Source organism: Streptomyces sp. NPDC031225, from assembly GCF_055570355.1.
In genome coordinates this window covers 389,433-416,140 of the sequence record NZ_JBVIHJ010000006.1, presented here as the reverse complement: position 1 = coordinate 416,140, position 26,708 = coordinate 389,433, and the positions used below count along the sequence as shown (strand labels likewise).

The 26,708-nt window shown below is 72.1% G+C and carries 27 protein-coding genes; 13 read left to right on the top strand and 14 right to left on the bottom strand.

What is annotated here, in order from left to right; all coding sequences use genetic code 11:
• Positions 1-113 precede the first annotated feature (113 nt).
• The 8 genes from ACZ48Z_RS13620 to ACZ48Z_RS13585 form a co-directional block, all read right to left on the bottom strand.
• A complete protein-coding gene (locus tag ACZ48Z_RS13620) occupies positions 114-782 on the bottom strand; it encodes a DUF3618 domain-containing protein (protein ID WP_468735990.1) in 669 nt (222 codons plus the stop codon).
• Positions 758-1,171: a phage holin family protein gene (locus ACZ48Z_RS13615; protein WP_468735989.1), complete on the bottom strand. Its 414-nt coding sequence runs from the start codon at positions 1,169-1,171 to the stop codon at positions 758-760. Before ACZ48Z_RS13615 ends, ACZ48Z_RS13620 begins: the two co-directional genes overlap by 25 nt.
• 1 nt (position 1,172) lies before the next feature.
• Positions 1,173-1,898, bottom strand: a complete 726-nt coding sequence (locus tag ACZ48Z_RS13610) for a hypothetical protein (RefSeq protein WP_468735988.1) — start codon at positions 1,896-1,898, stop codon at positions 1,173-1,175.
• Between the two features lie 221 nt (positions 1,899-2,119).
• Positions 2,120-3,163, bottom strand: coding sequence for a MerR family DNA-binding transcriptional regulator (locus ACZ48Z_RS13605; protein WP_468735987.1), 1,044 nt, complete (start codon positions 3,161-3,163; stop codon positions 2,120-2,122).
• A gap of 246 nt (positions 3,164-3,409) precedes the next feature.
• The gene (locus ACZ48Z_RS13600; RefSeq protein WP_468735986.1) at positions 3,410-4,453 is read right to left on the bottom strand and encodes a DUF5914 domain-containing protein; all 1,044 of its coding nucleotides are present in this window, start codon (positions 4,451-4,453) and stop codon (positions 3,410-3,412) included.
• Positions 4,450-5,475 carry a phytoene/squalene synthase family protein gene (locus ACZ48Z_RS13595; protein ID WP_468735985.1) on the bottom strand — a complete coding sequence of 342 codons (1,026 nt, stop codon included), beginning with the start codon at positions 5,473-5,475 and terminating at the stop codon, positions 4,450-4,452. The genes ACZ48Z_RS13600 and ACZ48Z_RS13595 overlap by 4 nt, the downstream gene beginning before the upstream one ends.
• On the bottom strand, positions 5,472-7,016 hold the full coding sequence (crtI, locus tag ACZ48Z_RS13590; protein WP_468735984.1) for a phytoene desaturase family protein: 1,545 nt from the start codon (positions 7,014-7,016) through the stop codon (positions 5,472-5,474). Before crtI ends, ACZ48Z_RS13595 begins: the two co-directional genes overlap by 4 nt.
• On the bottom strand, positions 7,013-8,284 hold the full coding sequence (locus tag ACZ48Z_RS13585) for a polyprenyl synthetase family protein (RefSeq protein ID WP_468735983.1): 1,272 nt from the start codon (positions 8,282-8,284) through the stop codon (positions 7,013-7,015). The genes crtI and ACZ48Z_RS13585 overlap by 4 nt, the downstream gene beginning before the upstream one ends.
• 228 nt (positions 8,285-8,512) lie before the next feature.
• On the opposite strand from ACZ48Z_RS13585, the gene ACZ48Z_RS13580 reads away from it, so the two are divergent.
• The 10 genes from ACZ48Z_RS13580 (at position 8,513) to ACZ48Z_RS13535 (ending at position 17,959) form a co-directional block, all read left to right on the top strand.
• Positions 8,513-9,142, top strand: coding sequence for an RNA polymerase sigma factor (locus ACZ48Z_RS13580; protein WP_468735982.1), 630 nt, complete (start codon positions 8,513-8,515; stop codon positions 9,140-9,142).
• A 170-nt stretch (positions 9,143-9,312) separates the two neighbouring features.
• Positions 9,313-10,557: a lycopene cyclase family protein gene (locus ACZ48Z_RS13575; RefSeq protein WP_468735981.1), complete on the top strand. Its 1,245-nt coding sequence runs from the start codon at positions 9,313-9,315 to the stop codon at positions 10,555-10,557.
• A 65-nt stretch (positions 10,558-10,622) separates the two neighbouring features.
• Positions 10,623-11,354, top strand: a complete 732-nt coding sequence (locus tag ACZ48Z_RS13570) for a class I SAM-dependent methyltransferase (protein WP_468735980.1) — start codon at positions 10,623-10,625, stop codon at positions 11,352-11,354.
• Positions 11,351-12,892: an FAD-dependent oxidoreductase gene (locus tag ACZ48Z_RS13565; RefSeq protein WP_468735979.1), complete on the top strand. Its 1,542-nt coding sequence runs from the start codon at positions 11,351-11,353 to the stop codon at positions 12,890-12,892. The genes ACZ48Z_RS13570 and ACZ48Z_RS13565 overlap by 4 nt, the downstream gene beginning before the upstream one ends.
• Before the next feature lie 94 nt (positions 12,893-12,986).
• On the top strand, positions 12,987-13,484 hold the full coding sequence (locus tag ACZ48Z_RS13560; RefSeq protein ID WP_468735978.1) for an SRPBCC family protein: 498 nt from the start codon (positions 12,987-12,989) through the stop codon (positions 13,482-13,484).
• Entirely contained in the window at positions 13,477-15,096 is a 1,620-nt protein-coding gene (locus tag ACZ48Z_RS13555) for a phytoene desaturase family protein (RefSeq protein ID WP_468735977.1), read from the top strand. The genes ACZ48Z_RS13560 and ACZ48Z_RS13555 overlap by 8 nt, the downstream gene beginning before the upstream one ends.
• 16 nt (positions 15,097-15,112) lie before the next feature.
• Positions 15,113-15,592, top strand: a complete 480-nt coding sequence (locus ACZ48Z_RS13550; protein WP_468735976.1) for a hypothetical protein — start codon at positions 15,113-15,115, stop codon at positions 15,590-15,592.
• A gap of 73 nt (positions 15,593-15,665) precedes the next feature.
• Positions 15,666-16,550, top strand: a complete 885-nt coding sequence (locus tag ACZ48Z_RS13545; protein WP_468735975.1) for an SDR family oxidoreductase — start codon at positions 15,666-15,668, stop codon at positions 16,548-16,550.
• Positions 16,551-16,561: 11 nt separating this feature from the next.
• Positions 16,562-17,050 (top strand): MSMEG_6728 family protein, encoded by a 489-nt coding sequence (locus ACZ48Z_RS13540; RefSeq protein WP_468735974.1) that lies wholly within the window; start codon positions 16,562-16,564, stop codon positions 17,048-17,050.
• A gap of 54 nt (positions 17,051-17,104) precedes the next feature.
• Positions 17,105-17,959 (top strand): oxygenase MpaB family protein, encoded by an 855-nt coding sequence (locus tag ACZ48Z_RS13535; RefSeq protein ID WP_468735973.1) that lies wholly within the window; start codon positions 17,105-17,107, stop codon positions 17,957-17,959.
• A 190-nt stretch (positions 17,960-18,149) separates the two neighbouring features.
• Here ACZ48Z_RS13535 and ACZ48Z_RS13530 read toward each other — a convergent pair whose 3' ends face one another.
• Complete coding sequence (locus ACZ48Z_RS13530) at positions 18,150-19,058, bottom strand: NAD(P)-dependent oxidoreductase (RefSeq protein WP_468736007.1); 909 nt, start codon at positions 19,056-19,058, stop codon at positions 18,150-18,152.
• 127 nt (positions 19,059-19,185) lie between these two features.
• On the opposite strand from ACZ48Z_RS13530, the gene ACZ48Z_RS13525 reads away from it, so the two are divergent.
• The gene (locus tag ACZ48Z_RS13525) at positions 19,186-19,782 is read left to right on the top strand and encodes a TetR/AcrR family transcriptional regulator (protein ID WP_468736006.1); all 597 of its coding nucleotides are present in this window, start codon (positions 19,186-19,188) and stop codon (positions 19,780-19,782) included.
• A 96-nt stretch (positions 19,783-19,878) separates the two neighbouring features.
• On the top strand, positions 19,879-20,211 hold the full coding sequence (locus ACZ48Z_RS13520; RefSeq protein WP_468735972.1) for a PadR family transcriptional regulator: 333 nt from the start codon (positions 19,879-19,881) through the stop codon (positions 20,209-20,211).
• A 31-nt stretch (positions 20,212-20,242) separates the two neighbouring features.
• On the opposite strand, the gene ACZ48Z_RS13515 is transcribed toward ACZ48Z_RS13520, so the two are convergent.
• From ACZ48Z_RS13515 to ACZ48Z_RS13500, 4 genes are all read right to left on the bottom strand, one after another.
• Positions 20,243-20,812 carry a TetR/AcrR family transcriptional regulator gene (locus tag ACZ48Z_RS13515; RefSeq protein WP_468735971.1) on the bottom strand — a complete coding sequence of 190 codons (570 nt, stop codon included), beginning with the start codon at positions 20,810-20,812 and terminating at the stop codon, positions 20,243-20,245.
• Positions 20,813-20,962: 150 nt separating this feature from the next.
• On the bottom strand, positions 20,963-21,394 hold the full coding sequence (locus ACZ48Z_RS13510) for a hypothetical protein (protein WP_468735970.1): 432 nt from the start codon (positions 21,392-21,394) through the stop codon (positions 20,963-20,965).
• A gap of 725 nt (positions 21,395-22,119) precedes the next feature.
• On the bottom strand, positions 22,120-22,719 hold the full coding sequence (locus tag ACZ48Z_RS13505; protein WP_468735969.1) for a TetR/AcrR family transcriptional regulator: 600 nt from the start codon (positions 22,717-22,719) through the stop codon (positions 22,120-22,122).
• Between the two features lie 287 nt (positions 22,720-23,006).
• Complete coding sequence (locus ACZ48Z_RS13500) at positions 23,007-23,474, bottom strand: winged helix-turn-helix transcriptional regulator (protein ID WP_468735968.1); 468 nt, start codon at positions 23,472-23,474, stop codon at positions 23,007-23,009.
• 93 nt (positions 23,475-23,567) lie between these two features.
• Between ACZ48Z_RS13500 and ACZ48Z_RS13495 the strand changes: the two genes are divergently transcribed.
• Positions 23,568-24,068, top strand: a complete 501-nt coding sequence (locus tag ACZ48Z_RS13495; protein ID WP_468735967.1) for a PaaI family thioesterase — start codon at positions 23,568-23,570, stop codon at positions 24,066-24,068.
• Positions 24,069-24,608: 540 nt separating this feature from the next.
• Here the strand turns inward: ACZ48Z_RS13495 and ACZ48Z_RS13490 are convergent.
• Positions 24,609-26,498, bottom strand: a complete 1,890-nt coding sequence (locus ACZ48Z_RS13490) for a propionyl-CoA synthetase (protein WP_468735966.1) — start codon at positions 26,496-26,498, stop codon at positions 24,609-24,611.
• Positions 26,499-26,708 lie beyond the last annotated feature (210 nt).

Sequence of the window (26,708 nt, the reverse complement as noted above, 5' to 3'; positions counted from 1 at the left end):
TCTCCTGGCCCCCCCCCCCCCCCCACCCCCCCCCCCCCCCCTCCGGCTCCCCCCCCCCCCCCCCCCCCCCCCCCCCACCCCGCCCGACGTCACCGGCTGTACGACCGACACGCTCAGGTGCGCTGCCGGGCCTCGTCCGTGATCTGCTGGCCCGACGTGCGTGCCTGCTCGGTCACGTCCGCGCCCCTGCCACGCACCTCCTCCTGTGTGGTGTGTGCGGCGTCGACGGCCGTGCTCTTGACCTCTTCCGCCGCCGTGCGCGCCACGTCCCCGGCACCTTCCTTGAGGTGCTGCGCGGACTCCTTGGCAGCCTGCTTCACCGGTTCGAGCGCCTCACCGTTGTGCGCCAGCAGTTCCGATGCCGTCTCCTCCTCGGCCCGCGAGGTGGGCAGCAGCGAGGAGGCGAGGGCTCCGACGCCGAACGCGATCAGCCCCGCGGCCAGCGGGCTTCCCTGGGTCCGGCGCATGGCCTGGTCGGGGGCCCGCCGTACGGCTTCGCCCGCCTGCTCCGCCGTCTCACGCACCGTTTCGGTGGCCTGTCCGGTGCCTTCGCGCAGCGAGCCGGCCGTCGACCGGGCGGTGTCGGTGGCTCCGTGAGCGCTCTGCGAGGCGGATCCCATGACCCGGTCGCGCAGTCCCGCGACGGCGCCCTTGGCCCGACGCGCGCGACGGTTCACCACGCGACGCGGGCTGGTGCGGTCGGCGAGCTGGTCCACGTCCGCCGACAGCCGGCCCCGGGTGGCGTCGATCTCAGCCCTTATGTGGTCGGGTGACGTGCCCATTCCGCATTCTCCTTCATCGATTCGACGGTCTGCTCGGGCTTCGGCGAGACAGTGCGCATCTGCGTACGGCCCCGCTGGTAGAGGACGGCCGCGACGACGGCCCACACCGCGGCGACGATCAGGGAGGACCAGCCGGCGTCCATCACGTTGGCCAGGCCGAGAACGACGGCCAATGACAGGAAGAGCAGCGTCAGGTAGCCGGCGAACCCCGCGCCGCCGTACATCCCGGCGGCCTTGCCCGCTTTCGTCGTCTCCTGCCGGACCTCCGCCTTGGCGAGTTCGATCTCCTGGCGGAACAGGGTCTGGACGTCGGCAGTCACCGTCGACAGCAACTCGCCCACCGACTTGTTCTGGCCGTTCCCCGCCGGGTTCTGGGGGACCGAGGACACCTCACACCTCCGGGTACGGCCGGGTCGCCGGACCGGCGGGCGGCGGATCCATGGGCGGCGGCGGGGCCTGCGGGGTTCCCGAGGGCTCCGTCGGCTGTGGGACCGCCGACGGGACGGGCGGCACGGTCGGGGCCTCCGGCACCGGACCGGGCGGCAGCGGCCTGACCGCTTCGCTCTGCTGGTCGAGCGACGAGGCACCTTCGAAGCCCCGCTCGTTGGGCCGCGTGGACTGTCCGGCCTTGCCGGCGACCCTGGCCAGTCGCCCCGCCACCACACCGGCCACCAGCGCACCGCCCAGGAACGCGCCGGGCCGCCTGCGGGCGAAGTGCCTGAGGTCGTGGAGCACTCCGTCGACGCCCTGCTTCTCCAGATAGTCGGCGGCCCGATGCCCCCGGTCGGACACCTGGGCGGCAAGGCTGCGGGCCGGCGAGTCGCCTGTCGCGTCGTGCGCGAGGCCGCCGATGTCGTCCGACCACCGGCGCACCAGCCCCGCCGCGCGACGGGCCTGCTCCTCGGCCTCGTTCACTGCGCGGCCGAGGAGTTCGTCGAAGGCCTTTCCGGCTTGCTGCCGCGCCTCTCCGACCACGGCCCTGCCCTGTTCCGCAACCGTGTCCGCGACCTGGCCCGCGGCCTGCCCGGCCTGTCCGGCCGTGGCCGTGGCCTCCGCCTTGGCGGTCTCACCGGTCTGCCTGAGCCTCCCGGTCCGGTCCTGTTCGAACTCGCTCATGGTCCGCCCTCCTCGTCATCGCGTCGCTGCCGCACACCGTTGGGCGAGACCGTCCGGCGGCGTACCTGCGCTGCCGTCATGGGTCTGTCCGGGGTGTTTGTGCTCCGCGCCCGAGTGACTGTTCGCCCGGCACTGACACACAAATCGGTTCCGTGGTTCTTCTGCGCAGTCCGGATCGGCCGGAGGGGCGGACCTGGACGCAGAGCGACCCCGCCGAGCGTCTATACGGCGTCCACGAATCCGTCCGGGCTCTTCCACTCCAGCAGCCGGAGTGCGTCGCTCAGCCCATGGGGCCGGAGCAGACCAGGACCCTGCGGGGAACGTCCCCAGCCGGGCCCCGCGAGGAGCACACGGCTGTGCGTGCGCGCGCCGCGCACACCCCACCGGGTCGCCGCGATGTGCCGCGCCAGTGGCAGGCTCGCGGTGGACCGGGACTGCGACCAGAGGACCACCGCTCCCGGACCGACGCGTTGCGTGGCCGCGAAGAGCGCCTCCGCGGGGACGGAGCCCCCGAGCACGAGTGTCGGCACGCCGCGCTCCGCCAGTGCCGCGCTCAACGCCTCGATCGGGAGCGTGTGCTGCTCGCCCGGCAGACAGGCCAGTAGTACGGGAGCGGACCCGGACTCGCGTCGCATCGGTGCGGCACACACGTAGACATGGCGCAGCGTGGCCGAGATGTGCCACGACAGCAGGTGTTCCACCTCCAGGTAGCGCTCCCCGGCCGACTCCCATTTGCGCCCGACGGCCTGCAGGCTCGGCGCGAGGATCTCCTCCCATGCGGTGACGAGCCCATGGGTGCGGATCGCGAGGGTGAGCTGTTCCTGGACGGCCGCGGCGTCCAGCCGGACGGCGGCGCGGGCCAGTCCCCGGCACTCGTGCCGCACGTTTCCCAGCGGCAGGCCGCTGGGGGAGTGCGAGGCACGGGCCGTCCCGGGCGCTGCGGTCCGTGCCACCGGAGGGACACCGGGTGCAGGGGCGTCGGGAGTGGGTGCGGCGTGGTGCGCCGCGGCCTGTCTCTTCGCGGCGCGCGCGGCCTCGGCCGGTGCGATGCCGGCAGCTGTCAGCCGGCACATCTCGAAGACCATGGCGATGTCGCCCGGCGACCACCTGCGGTGCCTTCCGTCCTCCCTGACCGCCGGGCCGAGGCCGTACCGGCGGTCCCAGGAACGCAGGGTGGTGGGCGACACGCCCAGCCGTTTGGCGAGGAAGCCGGTGGTCACACCGGCCTCCGGGATCACGCCCCCGTCCGGGTCGCTCACGTCCATGGCCAGGGTGACCGTCGTTCGTGCGCTTCTACGCGCACGCCGCCGACCGAGGACGCCGAGCCGTTCGGGGGCCGGTCACGTTCGACTGCGGCCACGGGCGCCTCCTTGTCGGGTATCCGGCGATCGCCTGCCGGCCTCCTTCGTCGGGCTTCCGGCTTCTTGTTCCGCACAGGGACGGCCGACGGATGCACGGAGGATGCCGGGCTCTGGACCCGCTGTCCCTCATCCCCTCATCCCCTCATCCCCTCAGCCCGGGAAGCGCCCGGTGGAGCGCAGCACCCACCGCCGTTCCGCGTACGCCAGGTCGTCACGCCACAGCCGCCCCGCTGTCGCCGCCATGACCCTGCGCAGGACGGGGGCCGCCGTGCGGGCCGCGGCGAAGCCGGGACGGTCGGAACAGGCCACGACGGCCTCGGTCACCGCGGTGCGGGGCCTGCCCTGCGCGTCCGGCCCGAGGGGGGTGGCATGCGTCTCGACGACCGATCCCCGGCCCTCGCCCTCCGTGATGCGCATGACGACCGTCCGGGGCCCCGGGGCCGTGAAGACCGCCCGGACCGGCACCACGAGCCGGCCGGCGACCTTGAATGAGACATCGACGGTGAAACGGTCCTCCCCCGGCCCCTCGGCGCCGGAACCGTCCGCACCGGGCCCGTCGACGTCCGGCGTCGAGACGACCGTCAGGTCCACGAAGGAGTACGGATGGAACCAGGCCCCGTGCCACGGATCCAGCCGGTTGGCCACCACGTCCTCGGGCTCGCAGACCCCCACGGCCCGGTAGACGGCGGCCACGGAACGCGACAGCTGCGGGCGGTCCGGGACGACGGGCACCTCCAGCGGTGGTTCGCCGCCCGCCGGGTCCAGACGCACCCACACCAGCACCCCGTCGTCGTACACGGGCAGCGGCTCCCAGCCGGCGAACGGCGTGCCGTTCAGGGCCAGTCCGTGCCAGTGGCACACGAGCGTTCCGCAGCGCACCGGGCTGTCCGCGAGCGGCGCGCCCAGATGCGGGCACACGCCGGGGCCGGCCACGAGCCGTCCGTCGGCGGCACGCCAGACGACGATCTCGTGTCCGCACACCGTGCCGGACAACGGCCGGTCGCCGCGCACGTCACGGCTCGCGCCGACGACGTACCAGTTGCCGGACGGGCGGGTCTGAGCCCGCTTCAGTGCCTCGGCGATCACAACGGGCCGGGCCTGCCGCCAGGTCGCCTGCTGGCGCTCCCAGCGCACCGGGTGCCGTCGCAGCGACAGGGGATACCGGCCCGGGCCTGCCGGTCGACGCGGTTTCATGCGGCTCCCTCGTGAACGGGCCCGACCTCGGTCGGGGGCGGACTTTCCACCGGTGCGGTGGGGACGGGCGCCGTCAGCCGCCCGGCGGTGCGGGCCCGCAGCCTGGCCGCGGTCACCCGGGCGAGTCCGTCGAGGGCCACGGCGGCACGGCGGTGCCGGGACACGACGGCACGACGGCGCAGCGAGCGGTAGCCGTCCTGGGCGACGGCGTCCAGGATCGCGCCGTAGAGGACGAACGCGGTCCGGATGCACGGGCGCGCGACCGGGTCGAGCATGGCGATCCCCGGGGCCGCCTCGCGGTAGAGCGCGCGCGTCAGCGCCTCGAACTCCCGGAGTGCGGCGGTGATGCGGCGGTCGGGCCGTCCGGTGTCGCGGCCCCAGCGCAGCAGCTGCCGGTCCACGCCGTGCGCGGCCAGCAGGTCGGCGGGCAGGTAGACGCGGTCGCGGTCGAGGTCCTCGCCGACGTCCCGCAGGAAGTTCGTCAGCTGGAAGGCCACGCCCAGTGCCGCCGCGTACGGGGCCGCCTCCTCGCGGGGGACGACCGTGCCCAGCACGGGCAGCATCTGGAGGCCGATCACCTCCGCCGAGCCGTAGGTGTAGGACCGCAGGTCGGCGTAGGTGGCGTAGTCGGTGATGTCGAGGTCGGCACGCATCGCGGTCATGAAGTCGGCGAAGTGCCGGTGTTCGATGGCGTAGCGGCGGGCCGTGTCGGCGAGGGCGACGACGACGGGCTCCGAGCTGTCCCCGTTGCCGAGTCCCGTCGTCAAGTCCCGCTGGAGCAGGGCCAGTCGGGCTGAGCGGGCCTCGGTGGCCGTGGTGTCGTCAAGGGCGTCGACGATGTCGTCGGCCCAGCGGGCGAACCCGTAGAGGGCGTGCACGGCGGGCCTTCGTTCCACCGGCAGGAGGCGGGTGGCGAGGAAGTACGTCTTGCCGTGCCGGGCGTTGAGCCGCTTGCAGTGTGCGTAAGCCTGCCGCAGTTCGGGACCGGAGATGCCGGCCGCGTCCAGTTCACGCTCGCTCATGCCGCCCTCCTCTCCCGGGACGGCCCTGTGAGGGGCCGTGCGGTGGGGCGCGGGTTCCGGTCACCGCCGGTGATCCGGGCCGCGGCCAGCTTGCCCGACAGCAGGACGGTCGGCACGCCGACGCCCGGGGTGGTGCCGCAGCCGGCGAGGACGGCGTTGACGGTCCCGCGGACCAGGTTGCGGGGCCGGAACGGGCCGGTCTGCGCGAAGGTGTGGGCGGCGGAGAAGGGGGAGCCCGCCGCGTGTCCGCTCGCCTGCCAGTCGGCAGGCGTGACCAGGCACTCCTCCTCGATGGCGGAGGCGATGCCGTCGAGGCCGCGCCGGTCCAGTTCCGTGAGCAGGCTGTCGCGGTATCCGGTGGTCAGCTCGTCCCAGTCGGCCGCGCCGGGGCCGACGTCGGTGTTGGGGCAGGGGGCCAGGATGTAGTGCAGGTGCCGTCCGGGCGGGGCGAGGGTCGGGTCGGTGGCGGTGGGGCGGGTGATGAGCAGGGAGGGGTCGCTCATCAGGCGGCCGGTGTCGGTGAGTTCGGTGAAGGTCCGTTTCCACGCCGCGCCGAAGGAGATGGTGTGGTGGGCGAGTTGCGGCCAGGTGCGGTCGGTCCCCGCGTGCAGGATCACGGCGGAGGGGGAGAAGCGCAGTCCGGTGGGGCGCTTGGGGGCGTGGCCGAGCAGGCCGTAGACGACCGGCAGGTCGGGGGTGAGTACCACGGCGTCGCAGGCGATGCGGTCCTGTGCCGTGACGACGGCCGTGACCCGGTCACCGGAGCGTTCCAGACGGGTGACCGTCTCCCCGAAGCGCAGGTCGGCTCCTGCCTCGGCGGCTGCGTCGGCCATGGCCCGGGGCAGGGCGTGCATGCCGCCGCGCGGGAAGTACACACCGGCCACGGTGTCCATGTAGGCGATGACGGCGTAGGCGGCCAGCGCGCGGGCCGGGGCGACGCCCGCGTACAGGGACTGGAAGGAGAAGACCCGCTGCAGGCGTTCGTCGTGCAGGAAACGCCCGATGCGCGCGTCCAGCCGGCCGAATCCGCCGAGCGCCGCCAGACGGGCGAGGTCGGGAGTCAGCAGACCGAGGGGGGAGTCGAAGTTGACGTCGATGAAGCGGCGCATCTGGACCCGGTAGAGGCGTTCGAGCCAGGTGCGCAGCCGCCGGTACCCGGCCGCCTCCCGCGCCCCGGCGAAGCGTTCGACCTCCGCCTCCATCGCGTCGGCGCCGGTGTGGATGTCGAGGCTGCTGCCGTCGGCGAACTGCGCCCGGTAGGCGGGGTGCAGCGGCACGAGGTCGACACGCCGGTGCAGGCTGTCGCCCACGGCGGCGAAGGCCTCGTCGGCGAGGTGCGGCATGGTCAGCACGGTGGGACCCGTGTCGATGCGGTAGCCGCCGCGCTCCAGCAGCCCGGCGCGCCCGCCCGGCGCCGGGTCGCGCTCGACCACGGTGACCCTTCGTCCGGCGCCCAGGAGGTGCAGGGCGGCGGCCAGTCCGGAAAGCCCGGCGCCGACGACCACGACGTGGTCGGTGCGCCCGGGAACGGTGCGGGTCATCGGCGCGCCCCCTCGTCCGCGGCGGCCGGCCGCAGGGACGACGTGACCGCCTCGCCCGGTCCGCCGCCGTCCTCGCCCGCCGCGGAGCGCAGCATCGCGTGCAGCTGGTTGCGACCGTGGGGTTCGAGTACGGCCGTGTCGAGGTGCCGCAGCCCCTGGGCCACCAGCCTGCTGATTTTCGACTCCACGGTGTCCCGCGCTCCGGTGTCCGTGAACACCTGCCGCACGGCCCCGAGTTCGGCTTCGGACGCGTCGTCCCGGCCGAGGATGTCGTGGAGGACGGCGAGGGCGTGCCGGTCGCCCGCGCTCTCGGCCCGTGCCTGAGCGACGGCGGCCAGGTAGGTGGGCTTGCCGCTGCGGATGTCGCCGCCCGAGGGCTTGCCGGTGTCGCCGGGCTTCCCGAAGGCGTCGAGGAGGTCGTCGCGCAGCTGGAAGGCGAACCCGATGCAGCGGCCGGCCGAGCACAGGGCCCGGGTCGTGGCGTGGTCGGCGCCGGCCAGTGCGGCTCCCAGGGCGATCGGGCGCTCCACGGAGTACAGGGCGCTCTTGAGGCAGGCGGCCCGGACCGCGCGGACGAGGGAACGCACCGAGGTGGCCTCGCCGTGCACGTCCAGGTACTGCCCTGCCACCATCTCCATCCGCATACTGCGCCACAGGTCCCGCACGCGGGACGCGCTCTCCGGCGTCATCGAGGTGCCCGCGACCACGTCGTCCGCCCACACCAGGGCCAGGTCACCGGCGAGGATCGCGGCCGCCTGCCCCAGCCGGGCGCCGCGGGCGCGGGAGGTCTCCTCGGCGTACTGGGCGGCGACATCGACGTGCAGGGCCGGGCGGCCCCGGCGCAGCCGTGCGCCGTCCATCACGTCGTCGTGGACCAGGGCGCAGGTCTGGATGAGTTCCAGGGCCGCCCCGATCCGGAGGGCGGCCTGTGCCTGCGCGGGCTCGGTGCCACCGCAGGCACGCAGGGCCCACCACAGGAAGCGGGAGCGGTTGAACTTGCCGCCGTTCTGCGTGAAGTGCGCGACGCGTGCCGCCAGGTCGTGGGCGAAGAGCGGATCGACGGCCTCGGCCGCGTCCGTCCGCCGTGCGAGCAGGTCGGCGAGGACGCCGCGCACGGCCTTGGTCACGTCCGCGTCGACGGTACGGGGGGCCGGGCCGGCGGGGTGGGCGACGGACCGCGGCGCCGGGGCGGGGGAGCCCTGCTCGGAGGGCAGGTGTCCGCGGGGCCGCAGGTCCACGCGGTGGTCCTTTGCCGTGGTGGGGTTCATGCCGGTTCCCTCATCGAGATCCTCGCGATCACAGCTGGTTCTGTCGTCCAACGGTTCGGTCCGGGTGGTGCGGACGGATGCGGCGCGAGAGGGAAAGCGGGATCGCGTCTCCTCGCGCCGTACTTTTCGATGCAAAGACGATGCGAGTTGTTCGTCCTGCATCGATTCCGCACGGTGGTGGGGCGACGGTCGCTCTCCGCGGCCATCCGGTCCGTCGGAGGAGTAGCCATGACGACCGCCCAGCAAACCAGTGCGGACATCGACAACACTCATAAAGCCAACAATGCGGACAATTGCGATAGCGGTGACGCCGACCTCGTCGAGGGGTTCCTGGCCGGTGACGAGAGGTACCTCGCAGCCGTCCATCACCGGTGGGGTGCTCTCGTGCACGCCCTTGCCCGGCGCTCCCTGGGCGACGAGCGGGAGGCGGAGGACATCACCCAACTGGTGTTCCTGGCCGCGTGGCGGGGCCGGGCCGGATTCACTCCCGAGCGTGGCAACCTGCCCGCCTGGCTCGTCGGCATCGCCCGCCGCAAGATCGCGGACGCGCTGTCGGCCCGCACCCGGCGCAACGAACTTGTCGCCGCCGCGGGCGCCGGACTGCTCCTGGTGGCCCCCACGCAGGACGCGAGGCCGGAGACGGTCCTCGACCGTGTCGTGCTGGCCGACGAACTCTCCCGGCTTCCGGCGGCGCAACGCCGCGTGCTGAACCTCGCCTTCTACGACGACCTGACCCAGACCCAGATCGCCGAACTCACCGGCTGGCCCCTCGGCACCGTCAAGAGCCATGCCCGTCGCGGACTGCACCGCCTCGCCCGCCGACTGGGGGAGCACGATGCCGTGGAGTGCGCGGCGTAGGAACACGGCACAGCGGCGGGAGCAGGACGCGGAAACGATGCGTGCCGATCCACCGCGGTCCGGGAAACGATGCGTGCCGATCCACCTCGGTCCGGCCGAGTGCGGCTCCCTCGCCTGCTCGTCGCCGCACGCGCGTGATGATCCGCACCCGGACGGGTACCGGTGACGGAATGGTCCGGACAGAACGCGACAGCGGCACGGAAGGGGTGGCATCGGTCGTGCTGGAGGCGGACGTGGCCATCATCGGAGCGGGAGCCGCGGGGCTGTCCCTGGCCCACCGTCTGACCTGCCCCGCCCCCGGCGCCCGCCGCCTGTCCGTCGTCCTGCTGGAAGCCCCGCCCGGGCCCCTTCGACCGCCCCCTCGCACCTGGTGCTTCTGGGAAGCGGCGGGAACAGGACGCTTCGATGCAGCCGTCTCCGCCTCCTGGCGCCGACTGCGCGTGCACCGGCCCACCGGGCCGCCGATCGAGCAGGACATCTCCCCCCTGCGGTACAAGATGATCCGCTCGGACGACTTCACCCGCCTGATCACCGACGACCTCGCCCACCACACCCGGACACGGCGCCTGGAAGCGACGGTCGACTGCGTGGACGGCCTCCCGGAGGGCGCCCGCATCCACGCCCGCACAGCCGGTGGCGACGCGCTCTCCGTACAGGCCCGCTGGGTGTTCGACTCCCGTCCGCTCGGCAGCCTGCCCGCGGCCCGGACGACCCTGCTGCAGCACTTCCGCGGCTGGTTCGTCCGCACGGACCGTCCCGTCTTCGACCCGGCCCGTGCCGAACTCATGGACTTCCGCACCCCCCAGCCCCCCACCGGTCTCTCGTTCGGCTACGTGCTGCCCACCGGCCCGCACGAGGCCCTGGTGGAGTACACGGAGTTCTCCCCGACGACCCTGACCGGCGACCGCTACGACGCCGCCCTGCACCACTACACCGGCACCGTGCTCGGCCTGGACGGCTTCGAGATCACCGGCACCGAGACCGGGGTCATCCCCATGACCGACGCGCCCTTCGCCCGGCAGACAGGGCCCTGCGTCTTCCGCATCGGCGCGGCGGGAGGCGCCACCCGGCCCGCCACCGGCTACACCTTCACGGGCGTACAGCGGCAGACCGCGGCCGTCGCGGCCGCCCTGAGCCAGGGACGCAGACCGGTGCCGCCACAGCCGCACCCGGCCCGCTCCCGCGCCATGGACGCCGTACTGCTGCACGCCCTCGACAGCGGCCTCGTGGACGGCGCCGACTTCTTCTCCCGCCTGTTCACCCGGGTCCCCATGGCCCGGCTGCTGCGCTTCCTGGACGGCGAGACCCGGCTGCACGAAGACCTCGGCATCGGCCTGCGCACCCCGGTGCGGCCCATGCTCCGCGCCGCCACGGAAGTCCCCTGGCTGCCCCGACGCCCCTTTCCCGGCCCCTGAACCGCCGTGCTCCCGCGACGCGTTCTGCCCCCGAACCTCCCGACGACCCGCACCAGGAGTGAGCGATGACCGTGCTGCGTGACGCGGACCTGGCGACCGCTTTCGACCATGCCGCGCACAGCTACGACGCACTGGTGGCCGCCAACCCCGGCTACCACGCCCACCTGCGCCGCTCCGCCCGCCGACTCCGGCTGCCGCACCCCGGCACCGGACTGCGCGTACTGGATCTCGGCTGCGGCACGGGCGCGTCCACCGCGGCCCTGTGCGCTGTCCTGCCCGGCGCCGACATCACGGCCGTCGACGCCTCCGCCGGCATGCTGGAGCACGCCCGGGCCAAACCCTGGCCGGCCGGCGTCAGGTTCGTGCACGCCCCGGCCGAAGCACTCGACGAGGCGGGTGTGGAGGGGCCCTTCGACGCGGTCTTCGCCGCCTACCTCTTCCGCAACGTGGCCGACCCCGACGCCGTCCTCGCCACCGCCCACGGCCTGCTCGCCCCGCACGGGCGGCTCGCCGTGCACGAGTACACCCTCAGCGGGCACCCCGGCCACCGCGCGGTGTGGACAGCGGTGTGCCGCGGCCTGGTGCTGCCCGTCGCCACCCTGCTCGGCGACGGCGGCCTGTACCGCCATCTGTGGCGCAGCGTCGTCGACTTCGACACGGTCGGACAGTTCGCCGACCGCGTCCGCACAGCCGGGTTCGACCAGGTGCGGGCCCTGCCGCTGCCCGGCTGGCAGACCGGCATCACCCACACCGTCGTCGGCCGCCGCACGGACCCCACCGCAGGGGCCGGACGATGACCGGCGCCGTCGGCCCGCACCGCGACCGCCGCGCCGTCTTCCTGCCCCCGCCGCCGGGAGCGGTACGGCTCGGCGGGCGCTCGCGCAGCACGGCGGTCGTGGGCGCCGGCATCGCGGGCCTCGCCGCCGCCACCGCCCTGGCCGAACGAGGCGTCGACGTCACGCTCCACGAACGCGAGCCCTATCTGGGCGGCCGCGTGGGCGGCTGGCCGATCACCCTCAACGACGGCTCCACCGCGACCATGAGCCGCGGCTTCCACGCCTTCTTCCGCCAGTACTACAACCTCCGCAGCCTGCTGCGCCGCACCGACCACCGCCTGGAGCGCCTCACCGCCCTGCCCGACTACCCCCTGCGGCACGCCGACGGACTCCACGACAGCTTCCGCCGCGTCCCCCGCACCCCGCCACTGAGCGCACTGGGTTTCGTGGCCCTCAGCCCCTCCTTCCGCTCGCGCGACCTGGCCCGGATGAACCCCGCCGCCGCACTGCCCCTGCTCGACGTGCGGGTCCCGGAGATCTACACGCGGTTCGACGACGTCAGCGCCCACGACTTCCTGGACACGCTGCGCTTCCCGCAGGCCGCACGCCATCTGGCGTTCGAGGTGTTCTCCCGCAGCTTCTTCGCCGACCCCCGGCAGCTGTCGGCCGCCGAGATGATCCTGATGTTCCACATCTACTTCCTCGGTTCCGCCGAGGGACTGCTCTTCGACGTCCCCGGCGACCCCTTCCCGACGGCCCTGTGGGACCCCCTCGCCTCCCACCTGCAGCGACACGGCGTCACGATCCGCACGGCCACCACCGTCGACACCGTCTCGCCCACCCCGGACGGCGGCTTCACCGTCGTGGCGAACGGCGAGGAGAAGCGGTACGACACCGTCGTACTCGCCCTCGACACCCCCGGCCTTGGCACTCTGGTCGCCCGCTCGCCCGACCTGGGCGACACCGCCTGGCGCGCCCGCGTCGGACGCCTCCGCACGGCCCCGCCCTTCCTGGTCTCCCGCCTGTGGCTCGACCGGCCCGTGGCCCGCGACCGGCCCGGCTTCCTCGGCACGGCCGGATACGGCTCGCTGGACAACGTCAGCGTCCTCGAACGCTGGGAGGGCGAAGCCGCCCGCTGGGCCGCGCGCACCGGCGGCTCCGTGATCGAGCTGCACGGATACGCCCTGCCCGAGGACGCCGCCCCCGACGCGGAGGCCGGCCGCCTGATCGAACAGCTCCGGCGCGTCTACCCGGAGACCCGCGCGGCGCGCATCATCGACGCCCGGCACGAGTGGCGCCGGGACTGCCCCCTGTTCCCACCCGGCGGCCACGACGACCGCCCCGGCGTACGCACCCCGCACCCCGGTCTGCTGCTCGCCGGCGACCTGGTCCGCACCGGCCTGCCCGTCGCCCTGATGGAACGGGCCGCCACCAGCGGATTCCTCGCCGCCAACGCGCTGTTGCAGTCCTGGGGAGTACGCGGCCACCCTCTGTGGACCGTGCCCGACCGCGGCCGCAACCGTCTGCTGAGGGGCCTGGCCCGGCTTCCCCGAGGGTGACATGGTCCCGGGGTGCCGGTTGGACCCGTCGGTCCCGGGCACTCGGGGCACGGCCGACGGGCAACCCGGTCCAGGCAGTCCTTTGGAGGTATCCGTGGCCGTTCGCCATCGTCTGATCAAAGTCAGCCCGAGCGCTGTGTGGGACGTCCTCGCCGACGGGCACCGCTACGCGGAGTGGGTGGTGGGAACCTCCCGGTCCGAGCCGGTCCGCGGGCAGTGGCCGCACAAGGACGCGGCGATCCGCTTCCAGGTCCCGGTCGGCCCGTTGAAGCTGGTCAACGAGACGGTCGTACGCCGCTGCGAGGAGGGCGTGGACCTGGAGCTGGAGGCCCACGCCGGGCCGCTGGGCACCGCACGCATCGCGATCGAGCTGCGGCCGTGGGGCGAGCACTGCCTGGTGATCGTGGACGAGCACCCCCTCCAGGGAGCGGGCGGCCGACTGCACAACGTCGGCTTCGACGCGCTGATCCAGCTGCGCCACCGCACCATGCTGGCCCGTCTCGCCCGGTTGTGCGAGAACGAGGCGCGCGAGGCCCGCGAGGCTCCGCGACAGATGTCGGCGCAGGGCGTGACGGGAGCCGGGCATGCCTGATGCCGTGGTGATCGGAGCGGGCCCCAACGGCCTCGTCGCCGCCAACCTGCTCGCGGACGCCGGGTGGAGCGTCGAGGTACTGGAGGAGCAACCGGAGCCGGGCGGCGCCGTCCGTCACGACCGGGGGGTCGATCCCGCCTACGTCAGCGACCTCTTCAGCGCCTTCTACCCGCTGGCCGCAGCCTCCCCCATCCTGGCCGGGCTGCGCCTGGACCAGTACGGGCTGCGGTGGAGCCACGCACCGAGCGTGCTCGCGCACCCGCTCACCGACGGCAGCTGCGCCCTCCTGGACCGAGACATCGACACCACCGCCGCGTCCCTCGACGCCTTCGCACCGGGCGACGGCGACGCCTGGCGGCGACTGCACGACGTGTGGGACTCCCTGCGCCCCGACATCGTCGACGCCCTGTTCACCCCTTTCCCGCCGGTCCGCGCGACGGCCCGGCTGGCGAGGCGGCTGCGGGTCGCGGGTGGACTGCGCATGGCACGCACCCTGGTCCTGCCGGTACGCCGCATGGGCGAGGAGGAGTTCCGCGGCCAGGGCGGCCGACTGCTGCTGGCAGGCAACGCCCTGCACGCCGACCTGGCCCCCGAATCGGCGGGCAGCGGCGGCTTCGGCTGGCTGATGGCGATGCTGGGGCAGACGTACGGCTTCCCCGTTCCCGTCGGCGGCTCCGGCGCCCTGACCGAGGCCCTGACCCGACGGCTGGAGGCCAAGGGCGGGCGGATCCGCTGCGGGCAGCGCGTCGAGCGGATCGTCGTCCGCGGCGGACGTGCCGTCGGCGTGCGGACGGCCGCCGGTGACGCGGTGGTGGCACGCCGGGCCGTGCTGGCGGACGTGTCGGTACCCGCCCTGTACGGCGAACTCCTCGACCCCGAGCATCTGCCCGCCCAGCTCCAGGAGGACCTGCGCCGCTTCCAGTGGGACTTCGCGACCTTCAAGGTGGACTGGGCGCTGGACGGCCCGGTGCCCTGGCGGGCCGAGCAGGCGTCCCGCGCCGGGACCGTGCACCTCGCCGACGGAGTGGACGAGCTCACCCGCTTCGCCGCGCAGATCGCCATGCGGGAGGTCCCGGACCGGCCCTTCCTGCTGTTCGGCCAGATGACCACCGCGGACGCCACCCGGTCCCCGAAGGGCACCGAATCCGCCTGGGCCTACACCCACGTACCCCATGAGATCGGCGCAGACGCCGGCGACGAGGGCATCACCGGCAGCTGGGACACCAAGGACCAGGAACTCATGGCCGACCGGGTCGAACGCCAGGTGGAACGCTTCGCGCCCGGCTTCCGCTCCCTGGTCCGCGCCCGCCGCATCCTGGCGCCCCCGACCCTCCAGTCCCTGGACGCCAATCTGCACGGCGGCGCCATCAACGGAGGTACGACCGCCATCCACCAACAGCTCGTCTTCCGCCCGGCCCCCGGCACCGGGCGCCCCGAGACCGCCGTCCCCGGCCTCTTCCTGGCCTCCTCCGGGGCCCACCCGGGCGGCGGCGTCCACGGCGCACCGGGCGCCAACGCCGCCCGGGCCGTACTGCACCGCCACCGGCCACCCGGACTGGCCCGCGCCCAACGGCTGCTGACCCGCCGCGACCGCACCGGAAGCAGCCGCTGACCGTCAAGGAGAACCCGTGAACCACTTCCAGGAAGCCCACGACAGTCCCGAAAGCCCGGACGGCCCCGACCGCGACCACCGGCGACCACCCGGGGTCGACGACAAGACCGTCGAGGCCCTCGGCGCGCTGTCCAAGGCCCTGGAGACGACCGAGCGGGCCCGGGGCAGTCTGTACGCGTTCCACCAGCTGACCGGAAGCGCCGACCTGGAGCTGGACCGTGCCGTCCGGCTGCTGCGCGAGGCAGGTCACCCCGAATGGGCCGAGAAGGTCCGCGAGGAGATCCTGGGCCGGAACGTCATCCCGGGGCACTGGACGTTCCAGATCGTCGAGGCCTACAACGCCACCTACTACCGGCCCTTCCAGCACCTGGAGACGAGCGCGGTGGAGGCCCTGGCACAGGGCCGCGACCACCTGTACGAGGCGGAGATGAAGGAAGAGCGCCGCACCCCCGGCCACCCCGCCCACACCCCGCGCCCGCCGACGTCCAGGACCTGAGGCGCATCCGAACACCCCGTCCGCACGGAAGCGCCCTACAGGACGCGCGTTCCGACGGAGAGGAAGTGCCCCCGTGCCCAGCAGCCCGCTCGCCGGCCGGACGGTCGCCGTCACCGGGGCCGCCCGCGGTCTCGGTGCGGCCATGGCCCGGGAGATCGCCCGCCGCGGCGCCCGGGTCGCGCTGCTGGGCCATGAGAAGGCCGCCCTGGACGCGGTGGCCGCGTCCCTGCCGGGTCCGGCTCTGGCCGTCGAGGTCGACATCACCGACCCCGTCGCGCTCGCGGAGGCGGCCGCCGCCGTACGAGCCGGTCTCGGCCGGCCCTCGGCCGTCGTGGCGAACGCGGGCATCGCGGAAGGGGGCCCGTTCCTCGCCTCGGACCCGGCCGCCTGGAGTCGCGTCATCGACGTCAACCTCACCGGCAGCGCCCACACGGCCCGGGCGTTCCTGCCGGACCTCATCGACTCGGCGGGCTACTTCCTCCAGATCGCCTCGCTGGCCTCGCTCGGCGCAGTCCCCCTGATGAGCGCCTACTGCGCGTCCAAGGCGGGGGTCGAGGCCTTCGCGCAGGCCCTGCGGGCCGAGGTGGCGCACCGGGGAGTCGCCGTGGGCATCGGCTACCCCAACTGGACCGACACCGACATGATCCGCGACGCCGACCGGTACGCGGTCCTTCGCGAACTGCGCGCCCACATGCCCGGCCCGGCCAGCCGGGTACACCCCGTGGAAACGGTTGCCGCACGCCTGGTGAGGGGCCTGGAACGCCGCCGTACGACCGTGTACGCGCCGGCCTGGCTGCGGCTGGCCCAACCGGTGCGCGCGGCCCTGCCGCCCGTGGTGCTGCGCGTGTCACGCCGCGCACTGCCCCGTCTGGAGGCCGAGCAGCCCGTCCGGTACACCGGCCCCCTCGGCGCGGGAGGCCTCGCCGACCGCGCGGCCCGCGCACCGCACGAGAAGTGAGCAGGTGAACCATGCAGACGTTCCTGCCCGACCCCGACTTCCGGGAGACGGCCCTGCTGCTGGACCGGCGACGGCTGGGCAAACAGCGCGTCGAGGCCCTGCAGGTGCTGCGCGGCCTGACCGTCCCCGGATACGGCTGGCGCCGACACCCGGCGGTACGGATGTGGACGGGGTACGAGGAGGCGCTCGTACGGTACGGCCTGGAGATCTGCCGGGTCTGGCGCGAACAGGGACATCAGGACAGCTGTGCCGCCTCGCTCGTCGCCGGCCTGGCCGCGCACCGGCCCCACGCCCCGGTGCGCGACCAACCGGCACTGGCCGCCGCAGGCGAACTGCCACCCTGGCTCGGCGACGAGGCCTTCCACGAGAGCCACCGCTCGGCACTGGTCCGCAAGGAACCAGAGATGTACGCCGCTCTGTTCCCCGACGCACCCGAGGACCTGCCCTACGTGTGGCCCGCTTCGGACCGTGATCCACAGCACGCGCCCACCGGCCGGTGACCCACGACACGGGCAGGCGGACACTGGAAAGCAGCACAACAGGGGAGGCCGATCATGCTGACGGCAGTCCGTGAACAGTTGGGCCAGGCCCTGTTCCGCCGGGTCGCGGGCCCCGACGGACCAGCGAACCGCGCCCGCATCCACGACACACCCGGCCCGCGCTGGTTCGCCCCCGACCGCCCGATCCGCACGGTCCACGGCGACGCCTCGATGTTCATCGGCGGCCTCGGCGCACTGCTCCTGCAGTCCCTGCACCCGCTCGCCATGGCGGCGGTCGCCGGGCACTCCGGTTACCGCGGCGACCCGTTGGGCCGCCTCCAGCGCACCAGCACCTTCCTGGCCGTGACGACCTACGGCACCGCGCAGGACGCCCAGCGGGCCGTCGACCAGGTCCGCGGCATCCACGAGCGCATCCGGGGGACGACCACCGACGGAACGCCGTACCACGCGGCCGACCCGCACCTGCTCGCCTGGGTCTACGCCGCCGAGACGGACTGCTTCCTGCGCGCCCACGAACGGTACGGATCCCACCCGCTGGACCCTGCCGGCTACGACGCCTATGTCGCCGACACCGCGCGCGTCGCCGAGGCGCTGGGCGTCATCGCACCACCCCACGACCGCCGCGAACTCGCCCAACTCCTGGCCGCCTACCGCCCCGAACTGCGCGCCACCCCGGAAGCCCGAGCCGCCGCCCGTTTCCTCCTCCTCCGGCCTCCCCTGCCCCTCGCGGTACGCCCGTTCTACGGCGGCCTCGCCGTCAACGCCGTGGCCCTCCTCCCCTTCTGGGCCCGCCGCACGCTGTGGCTGCCGCGCCTGTCACTCGTGGACAACCTCGCCGTACGCCCCACCGGCCAGGCCCTGACCCGCACCATCCGCTGGGCGATGACTCCGCCACGGACACACGGCTAGGTGAGACGCATGGCTCCCGAGATCGTCGGGGTCCGGGCGACCCCATGCGGATGACCACGTAGGACCCGCCCGGGCCGGGAGGCCTGCGCAATGGAGACGTGAAGAGGCCGGGGCAGTCGTCGTGTGGTCGACGAGGATCGCTCCAGACCACCATTGGGCGCGTGCCGCCGTGGGCGCGGGATTCCTCAGCTCATGCCTCGTCCGCCGACGGCCGCACGGATGTGAGAGGGGCGTCGGTCCGGGATTCCAGGGCGTGCAGCACGGCCACCATGTCCTCGTCGCCGTAGCCCTGTTCCACGGCCTCGGCATACAGGGAGCGGCAGGCGTCGAGGAGCGGGGAGGCCAGGCCGGCCTTGCGGGCGGCCTCCGCGATCAGACGGTTGTTCTCCAGCACGTTGGTGGCGGCGGCCTGCACGGTGAAGTCGCGGGCCAGCAGCTTGGTCCCCTTCACGCGTGAGACGGCGCTGGCCATCGGGCCCGCGTCCAGGACGTCCCGGAGCAGGTGCTGATCCAGTCCGTGCCGGTCGGCGAAATGGAACGCCTCGGTCAACCCGGTGACCAGGGTGATCAGGAACAGGTTCACCGAGAACTTCATCAGCAGAGCGCCCGGGACCGCGCCGCAGTCGAACGTCTCCCGGCACATGGGGGCGAGCAGCGGTCGTACGGCCTCGACGGCGTCGGCGTCACCCGCCGTCATGCCCACCAGCTCCCCCTGCTCGGCGGGGATACGGGAACCGGAGACGGGGGCCTCGACGTATCGCCCGCCCGCCGCCTCTACGGCATCCCTCAGACCGGCCGAGTACTCGGCAGAGGTCGTGCCCATGTGGACGACCGTGACGTCGGCGACCCGGGCGGCGAAGTCCGGGGTACCCCGCCCGAGTACCGCGTCCACGGCCGCCTCGTCGGCCAGCATGAGGAACACCGTCCGGGCCCGGTCGAAGACCTCGGCGGGGCCTGCCGCGACCTCGGCTCCGGCGGCGCGCAGGGCCTCGCACCGGCCAGGAGTGCGGTTCCACACGACGAGGGGTGTCCCGGCGCAGGCGAGGTTGAGGGCCATGGGCTGCCCCATGACACCGAGGCCGATGAAGCCCACGTACACAAGGCACCGCCTGTCCGGCTCGCGTCCGGCTGAGCCGCTGCCGTTGATTATGACAGCGGTCATAGTAGTCGCGTCTATGACGGCGGTCATAGAGTGCAACCAGGACAACCCGACCTGGAGGTCGACGATGACGCCGCCCGAACGGGGAGCGCGGGAGCGGATGGTCTTCAGCGCGGCCCAGCTCATCCGGCGCGACGGGGTCGCCGCCACCGGCATGCGCGAGGTGGCCGCCCATGCCGGTGCGCCGCGCGGCTCGCTCCAGCACTACTTCCCCGGCGGCAAGGAGCAGCTGGTCAACGAGGCGGTGGAGTGGGCCGGCCGCTACGCGGGCAACCGGGTCACCCGGTTCCTGGCCGCCCTGCCCGAACCCACTCCGAGCGGGCTGTTCGCCGAGATGGTGCGCCAGTGGACCGACGAGTACGAGTCCACCGGCTTCGCGGGCGGCTGCCCCGTCGCCGCCGCCACGGTGGATCGGGCGCGGCCCGGCGAAGCCACCCGGCAGGCTGCGGCAGCGGCGTTCGCGACATGGACGGGGCCGGTGGCCGCGGCCTTGAGCGACATGGGTGTGCCCGCGGAACGGGCCGGCGCCCTCGCCACCCTCATGATCAGCGCCCTGGAGGGGGCGATCCTCATGGCCCGGGCCGAACAGGACACCCGTCCTCTGACGACCGTGGCCCGGGAACTCGGCCCCCTCCTCGACGCCGCGGCGACCCCGAACGGCTGACGGATCGCCCTTCGGCTGCGGTGGTCGCACCCGCACCACACCCTCTATGCAGGCTGTCTACGGCCTGTGCAGAGTACGAGTATGGGTAGTGTGCGTATGACCCTGCAGACCCAACTGGTGCTGCGGGCCTTGCTGGAAGACCCCGCCAGGAAGCGCTACGGCCTTGAGCTGTGCGAGTTGGCGGGACTGCCGTCGGGCACGGTCTATCCGATCCTTGCCCGCCTGGAGCAAGTCGGCTGGGTGGACAGCGTCTGGGATGACCCTGGCGTACATGTGGAGGCGGGCCGACCGCGCCGCCGCTTCTACCGGATCACTGAGGACGGCGCCGAGCAGGCCCGCACTGCCCTCGCCCACGCCTATCGCGGCCGCAAGCAGCCCTTGCCGGGATGGGCCACAGCCCGCTCAGCAGGCGGTGGGCTCCATCAGTGACCGCTCGGGCAACCGCGCCGCTGGGGATGCTTCAGTGCACGTCTGCGGCGTCGAGCAGGACGCCGACGGTGGGGGTGATGAGTCCGGACAGGGTGTCGGCCTGGATGCCCGCGCGGGCGTTGGCGCCGTCGAAGACCAGGCTGAGCTGGCGGGCCAGCAGGTCGGGGTCGCGCGCGCCGCCCTGTTCGGCCTCGGAACGGAAGAAAGCCGTCAGGTTGGCCTTGATTCCGTGGGCCACCCGGCTCGCGGGATGGCTCTGGTTCTTGAGTTCGATCTGCACCGCGAGGTATCGGCAGCCATGGAACTCGGGTGCTCCCGCCTGGAGTTCCACCTGCTCGAAGACGTGCAGGATGCGCTCACGGGGCGAGCGGCCGTCGTCCGCCGGGGGCAGGAGCGTGGCTGTGAAGGCGGCGGAGCGCTCCTTGAGACTTGTCGCCAGCAGTTCGTCCTTGCTCTCGAACAGCTGGTACATGGAGCGCTTCGACACTCCCGCCGCCTTGCACAGCGCCTCGATGCCGATGCCGACACCCTCGCGGTAGGTGAGTGTGGCCGCCGCCTCCAGCAGGCGTTCTCTGGGGCTTGGCTTCACTTGGGTGGTCATACCGTGAGGATAACGCGAAGCGGACGAATTAGAAACCGATCGGTTTTGTGTGTCGGCTGTTGTCCGGCGTCGGCCACGTTGTCGTCGTCCGCCCCGGGCCGCCCCATGACCGTGACGTACCCGAGAGACGGAAGCATGGATGAGGAGCGCTCAGGGCCTCCGCGTTCGGCCGATGAGAAGCAGAGCAGAGCAGACGACGGCGCAGGCCAGCCCTGTGTACAGCAGAGGTGAAGCCCAGAACCACACCTCCTCAGTGCTGTGGCCGCTGGACCAGTGGCAGGTGATGGAAGGAGGGAAGCTGTCCACGCTCACCGATGTCAGGGTGTAGTCCCGCCCGGCATCCATGTACTCGCCGCTGCCGCCGGTCTTGTTCCCGCACACGTCGAGCGGATTCGAGAACGCGAGCCCGTAGACGGTTCCGGCCCCGTAGGCGGCGATCGCAGCCGCACCGCCCATCACCGCCCAGCGGGCAGGCCGAGAGGGGTTCCTCCTGGTCACCCACAACGCGTACGGGATTGCCCCGACGGCGAAGAGGAAGATGGTGATCGCCGGCGGTCCGAACATCGCGAACAGAGACACCATGTTCCCTGACACTACTTCGAGCGAAGGAACGGCCGCAGGGGCGTTGCGAGTTCGACCCTCGGTGCCACAGAGGCACCCAGTGGGCTCACTCCGACGTCATCGTGTCCCCCTGGTCCATTCGCGGGCACCGGCCTGCCGCATCAGATCTTCAGCCGCTGCGGCGTCTGCAGCGTCGCGGCTGCTCCAGACCGCCGGTCGATCACTTCCGCGTGCATCCATGACCTGGTGTGGAGTGTCGGCTCCTCGCGTGCCACCGACGAAGTCGCGGTCGTGAGACGGATGGTAAGGACGTCGTGTCCGTGCGGTATTGCGGCCTTTCATCCACCCTGTCACTTCTGGTCAGCGGTCAAGGGTCCAGTCTGACCGGCCTGTGGTGGCCGAGATGTGGCTCCTGCGCCGCAACGTGAAGGTAGAGGCTGCCCGGGTCGCCGATGCGCGATCGCGGCGACGGTGTCAACCGGCTTGGGTGGTGGACTTCCGAACGTATAGAAGTAGGGTCGCACTCTAATCATCGACGCGATGCCGAGGGCTCAATCGCTCAGGATTCCGACGCCCCGGCTTTCGGCTCGCGGAGTGCGGGCCTGTCTGCCCTCGCGATGCAGCGCGAAGGTCAGGCTGGCGTCCAGCAGTGTGTCCGGCGTTCGTTCACGGATCCGGGTGTGGATGGGGCGCGCCCGGATTCACCCACCGGAGATCAGGACGCGAGGAGCGAGCGCACCCATTTCTCAGGAATGGCAGTCACTTGACCACTCTCGGCGCATGAAGGTCAGGGCGTTCTCGAGTCCCCGTTCAAGGATCTCGTCGGAGAACTTCGGGTCGGAGAGGGCGTGAGACAGTTGCAGTGTTCCCACCAGCATGGTGTAGAGCCCGATGGCCTTGCTGTGAGCGGACCGCGGGTCCTCGGGGTCCAGGCGGGCGGCGATCTCGTCCAGGACGTTCCGTGCGCCGTCGGTGTAGGCGTCCTTGGTCCCGTCTCCACGGCGGCCGATCTCGTCGAGCAGGGCGGCGGAAGGGCACCCCGTCCTGGGATGGTCCCGGTGCTTGGGTGGCAGATATTCGTGAATGAGATCCTCGATGCCTGCGCGGCCCGGCTGCAGGGTGTCGTATGTGGCGACCTGTGCACGCAGTTGGTCGGCCACGACATGGGCGACGAGGTCATCCTTGGGAGTGAAGTGGGCGTAGAAGGCTCCGTTGGTGAGTCCGGCGTCCGACATCAACGTGGAGCTGCCTGAGCCGTCTATGCCGCCCTGCTTGAATCGCCGGCCCGCCTTCTCGATGATCCGTTGCCGGGTCACCTGCTTGTGCTCCTTGGTGTAACGCACCACGAGCGTCCTCCGGTGATTCGGTGAGGCCGTTGTCCAGCCCCGAACCCAATCGATTACATGACACACGTAATATGATCTCGGTGGGTATCGAGTCGTGACGTCCAGTCCAGTGCGTCGGTCGGACTCGTGAGGGTGCGCGGTTGGCTGGTCGTGCCGCAGGCTTGGCGGCGGAATGATCCGACGCCGCTGGTTTCCCGGTGCCGGCGATCCGTATCCCGTATGCATCCAAAGGGATCAGGGGGATCCATAGGGATCAAGAGTGATCGAGGCTGAATCCGGCCGATGGATCAGGGCCGGAGTCGGGCACCAGATCCCAGCCGCGCAGTGACGTGTCCCGGACTGAGGGCGGTGTGGTCTGCGGAGCACTCGACGATGACGCGGACCGGGGCGTCGCAGTCGGTGTGGCGGACGTCCAGGACGGGACCCTCGGGGCCGACGGCGTGCAGTTCGCCCCACTGGCTCAGCGCCATGAGGACAGGCCAGAGATCCCAGCCTTTGCGGGTCAGGCGGTACTCGTTGCGGGAGCGGCTGCCGGGCTCACGGTAGGGGACCGCCTTCAGGATGCCGGCCGCGAGCAGCTTCCTCAGGCGGTCGCTGAGGACGGCCTCGGACAGGCCGATATGGCGGTGGAAGTCGTCGAACCGGCGGACGCCGTTGATGGCGTCGCGCAGGATCAGCAAGGTCCACTTCTCTCCGACCACGTCGAGCGTGCGCTGGACGGGGCAGTTCTCCGTGCTCGCCTCAAGCCACTCCATCCCGTCATCGTAGAGGTCTGGCTTCGTCATTGACAGTCAGGTGGGCCCGCAACTAACTTCACTTGTAAAAGTCAGATGGGAAGGCACTCGGCCGTGGGGCGAACACGTACGTACCAATGGGACGATCCGGCGATCCTGGCGGAAGCCGCCGGACGCATGTCCGGCATCGACTTTCTGCGCGAGCTGCAGGCGGGGCGACTGCCGAGGCCGCCCATCAACCACGCGGTCGACTTCGCCCTGGACGAGGTGGAGCCCGGCAGGGCGGTCTTCTCCCTGACCCCGGGGGAGGAGCACTACAACCCGATCGGCAGTGTGCACGGCGGCATCTTCGCCACCCTGCTCGACTCGGCGGCGGGATGTGCCGTCCAGTCCACCCTCCCGCAGGGCATGGCGTACACCTCGCTCGACCTCACGGTGAAGTTCCTGCGGCGGATCACCGTGGACACGGGCACGGTTCGTGCCATCGGCACGGTTGTCAGCAAGAGCCGCCAAACCGCCCTCGCCCAGGCGCAGTTGGTCGACGGGACGGACCGTCTGCTCGCCCACGCCACCAGCAGCTGCATGCTCTTCCCGGTGCCTCCCTCGCAAGGGTGACCTTCAACGGCGACCGGCGTACCGGACGTTGCCCTCATCGACCGACCAGCACCTCACCTTCTTCCCCCTCCTCTCCTCGTCTGGCCTGCGCAGGGCGACCTCCGTGCGGTGATGTCGGAATCCCTCGCCTCCGGGCGAAAGGCCACGCCCCGGATATCGCCGGGATCGTCTGCCGGGTGAGGGGCAGAGCACGTCATCGGTCCCGAAGTGATGCCAGGCCCGGGGCGGCCCCGCCTCCTTGAGCGGCACCGCCAGATGCCGGCTGCGCCCGCAACAGGCCGGAATGCAACCCCGGTTGAGCGTCATGGCCGGTGTCGACAACCTCGCGATGATGCGTCGAGCCATCGTCGTTCGCGTCCGTCGGATCTTGCACAGAACCTCACGCCAGGGCGGACGGGACTTCCACAGGGGAGGCCGGGACCAGCTGTGGTGCCCAGGACTCGGAAGGCCGTCGCGCCAGCGTTCCCGACCTGGTTGGCGAGCCACCCCGGCGGGGTTCGGCGGACGCGCGCCCCGCCGGCCGGACCGAGAGCCGGGCGTTCACGTGATGTGGCGGGCGCGGCGGAGAACGGGGCGCAGGTCCTCGATGACACTGGGGTCGTCGACGGTGGAGGGGATGGGTTCGTCGTGGCCGTCGGCGATGCCGCGCATCGTCCTGCGCAGGATCTTTCCCGAGCGGGTCTTGGGCAGGGCGGCCACGACTGCGACGTCCTTGAGGGAGGCGACGGCGCCGATCAAGTCGCGGACGAGCTGGACGAGTTCGGCCTCGACCTCGCTGGGTTCGCGGCCGGTGCCCGACTTGAGAACGACGAAGCCGCGCGGTACCTGTCCCTTCAGGGTGTCGGCGACGCCGATCACGGCGCATTCCGCGACGTCGGGATGGGCGGCCAGAGCCTCTTCCATGCTGCCGGTGGACAGCCGGTGTCCGGCGACGTTGATGACGTCGTCGGTGCGGCCCATCACGAAGACGTAGCCGTCGACGTCGAGGTGGCCGCTGTCCCCGGTGAGGTAGTAGCCGTCGTAGGCGGAGAGGTAGGAGGCGACATAGCGGTCGTCGTCGTTCCAGAGAGTGGGCAGGGCGCCGGGTGGCAGGGGAAGTTTCACGACGATCGCACCGTCGACGCCCGCGGGCACGGGTTCGCCCGAGGGGTCGAGGACACGGACGTCCCAGCCGGGCAGCGGGCGGGTGGGTGAGCCGGGTTTGAGGGGGGCGGCCTCGATTCCGACGGGGTTGGCGACGATGGGCCAGCCGGTCTCGGTCTGCCACCAGTGGTCGATCACCGGGATGCCCAGGAGCGCGCTCGCCCAGTGGTAGGTCTCGGGGTCGAGACGCTCACCGGCGAGGAACAGGTACCGCAGGCCGGTCAGGTCGTGGCCGGCCGTGAGCGTGCCTTTCGGGTCCTCCTTGCGGATGGCGCGGAAGGCGGTGGGCGCGGTGAACATGGTCTTCGCCCGGTGCTCGGCGGCGACGCGCCAGAACTGGCCCGCGTCCGGCGTGCCGACCGGTTTGCCCTCGTACAGCACCGTGGTGGCGCCGGCCAGTAGGGGCCCGTAGACGATGTACGAATGGCCGACGACCCAGCCGACGTCGGAGGCGGTGAACATCGTCTCGGCCGGGCCCACGTCGTAGACGGCGCCCATCGACCAGTGCAGGGCGACCGCGTAACCGCCGCAGTCGCGTACGACTCCCTTGGGTTTTCCGGTCGTTCCGGACGTGTAGAGGATGTAAAGGGGATCGGTGGCGGGGACGGGAACGCAGGCGGCCGGCATTGCTGACCCGACCAGATCGGCCCAGTCGAGATCGTCTGCCCCCAACTCGGCCGGTTCCTGCGGGCGTTGCAGGATCACACTCTTCTGGGGTTTGTGGACCGCGAGTTCGATCGCCCGGTCGAGCAGGGGCTTGTACGCGATGACCTTCTTGCCCTCGATGCCGCAGGAGGCGGAGACGATCACCTTGGGGGCCGCGTCGTCGATGCGCAGGGCGAGCTCGCGCGGGGCGAAACCGCCGAAGACGACCGAGTGGACCGCGCCGATCCGTGCGCAGGCCAGCATCGCGACTACGGCTTCGGGGATCATGGGCATGTAGATCACCACCCGGTCGCCGTGCTCCACGCCGAGCCCCGCCAGTGCTACGGCGAAGACCGCCACCTCGTCCCTCAACCGCGTGTAGGTGTAGGAGCGCCGGGTGCCGGTCACGGGTGAGTCGTAGACCAGCGCGGGCTGTTCACCCCGGCCGGCCTCGACGTGCCGGTCGAGCGCGTTGAAGCAGACGTTCAGCCGCCCGTCGGGAAACCAGCGGTAGAAGGGCGCGCCCGAGGAGTCCAGGGCATGGTGTGGAGTGACATCCCAGTCGATGCCCTGCGCCGCCTCCAGCCAGAAGCGCTCCGGGTCCTCGGTACTGGCGCGGAAGACATCCTCGTACGTTCCCATCGCGCACTCCTTTGTGGCATCGGGACGGTGGTGTGGTGGTGGGCCGAACGGTGCAGGCAACCAGTACCGCACACCCGTCGGCGTGGTCGAGCAGGATGCTGGTGACTGGTGACTGGTGACTGGTGACTGGTGACTGGTGACTGGTGACTGGTGACCGGTGACCGGCGGACCGGTGACCGGCGGACCGGTCACCGGCGGACCGGTCACCGG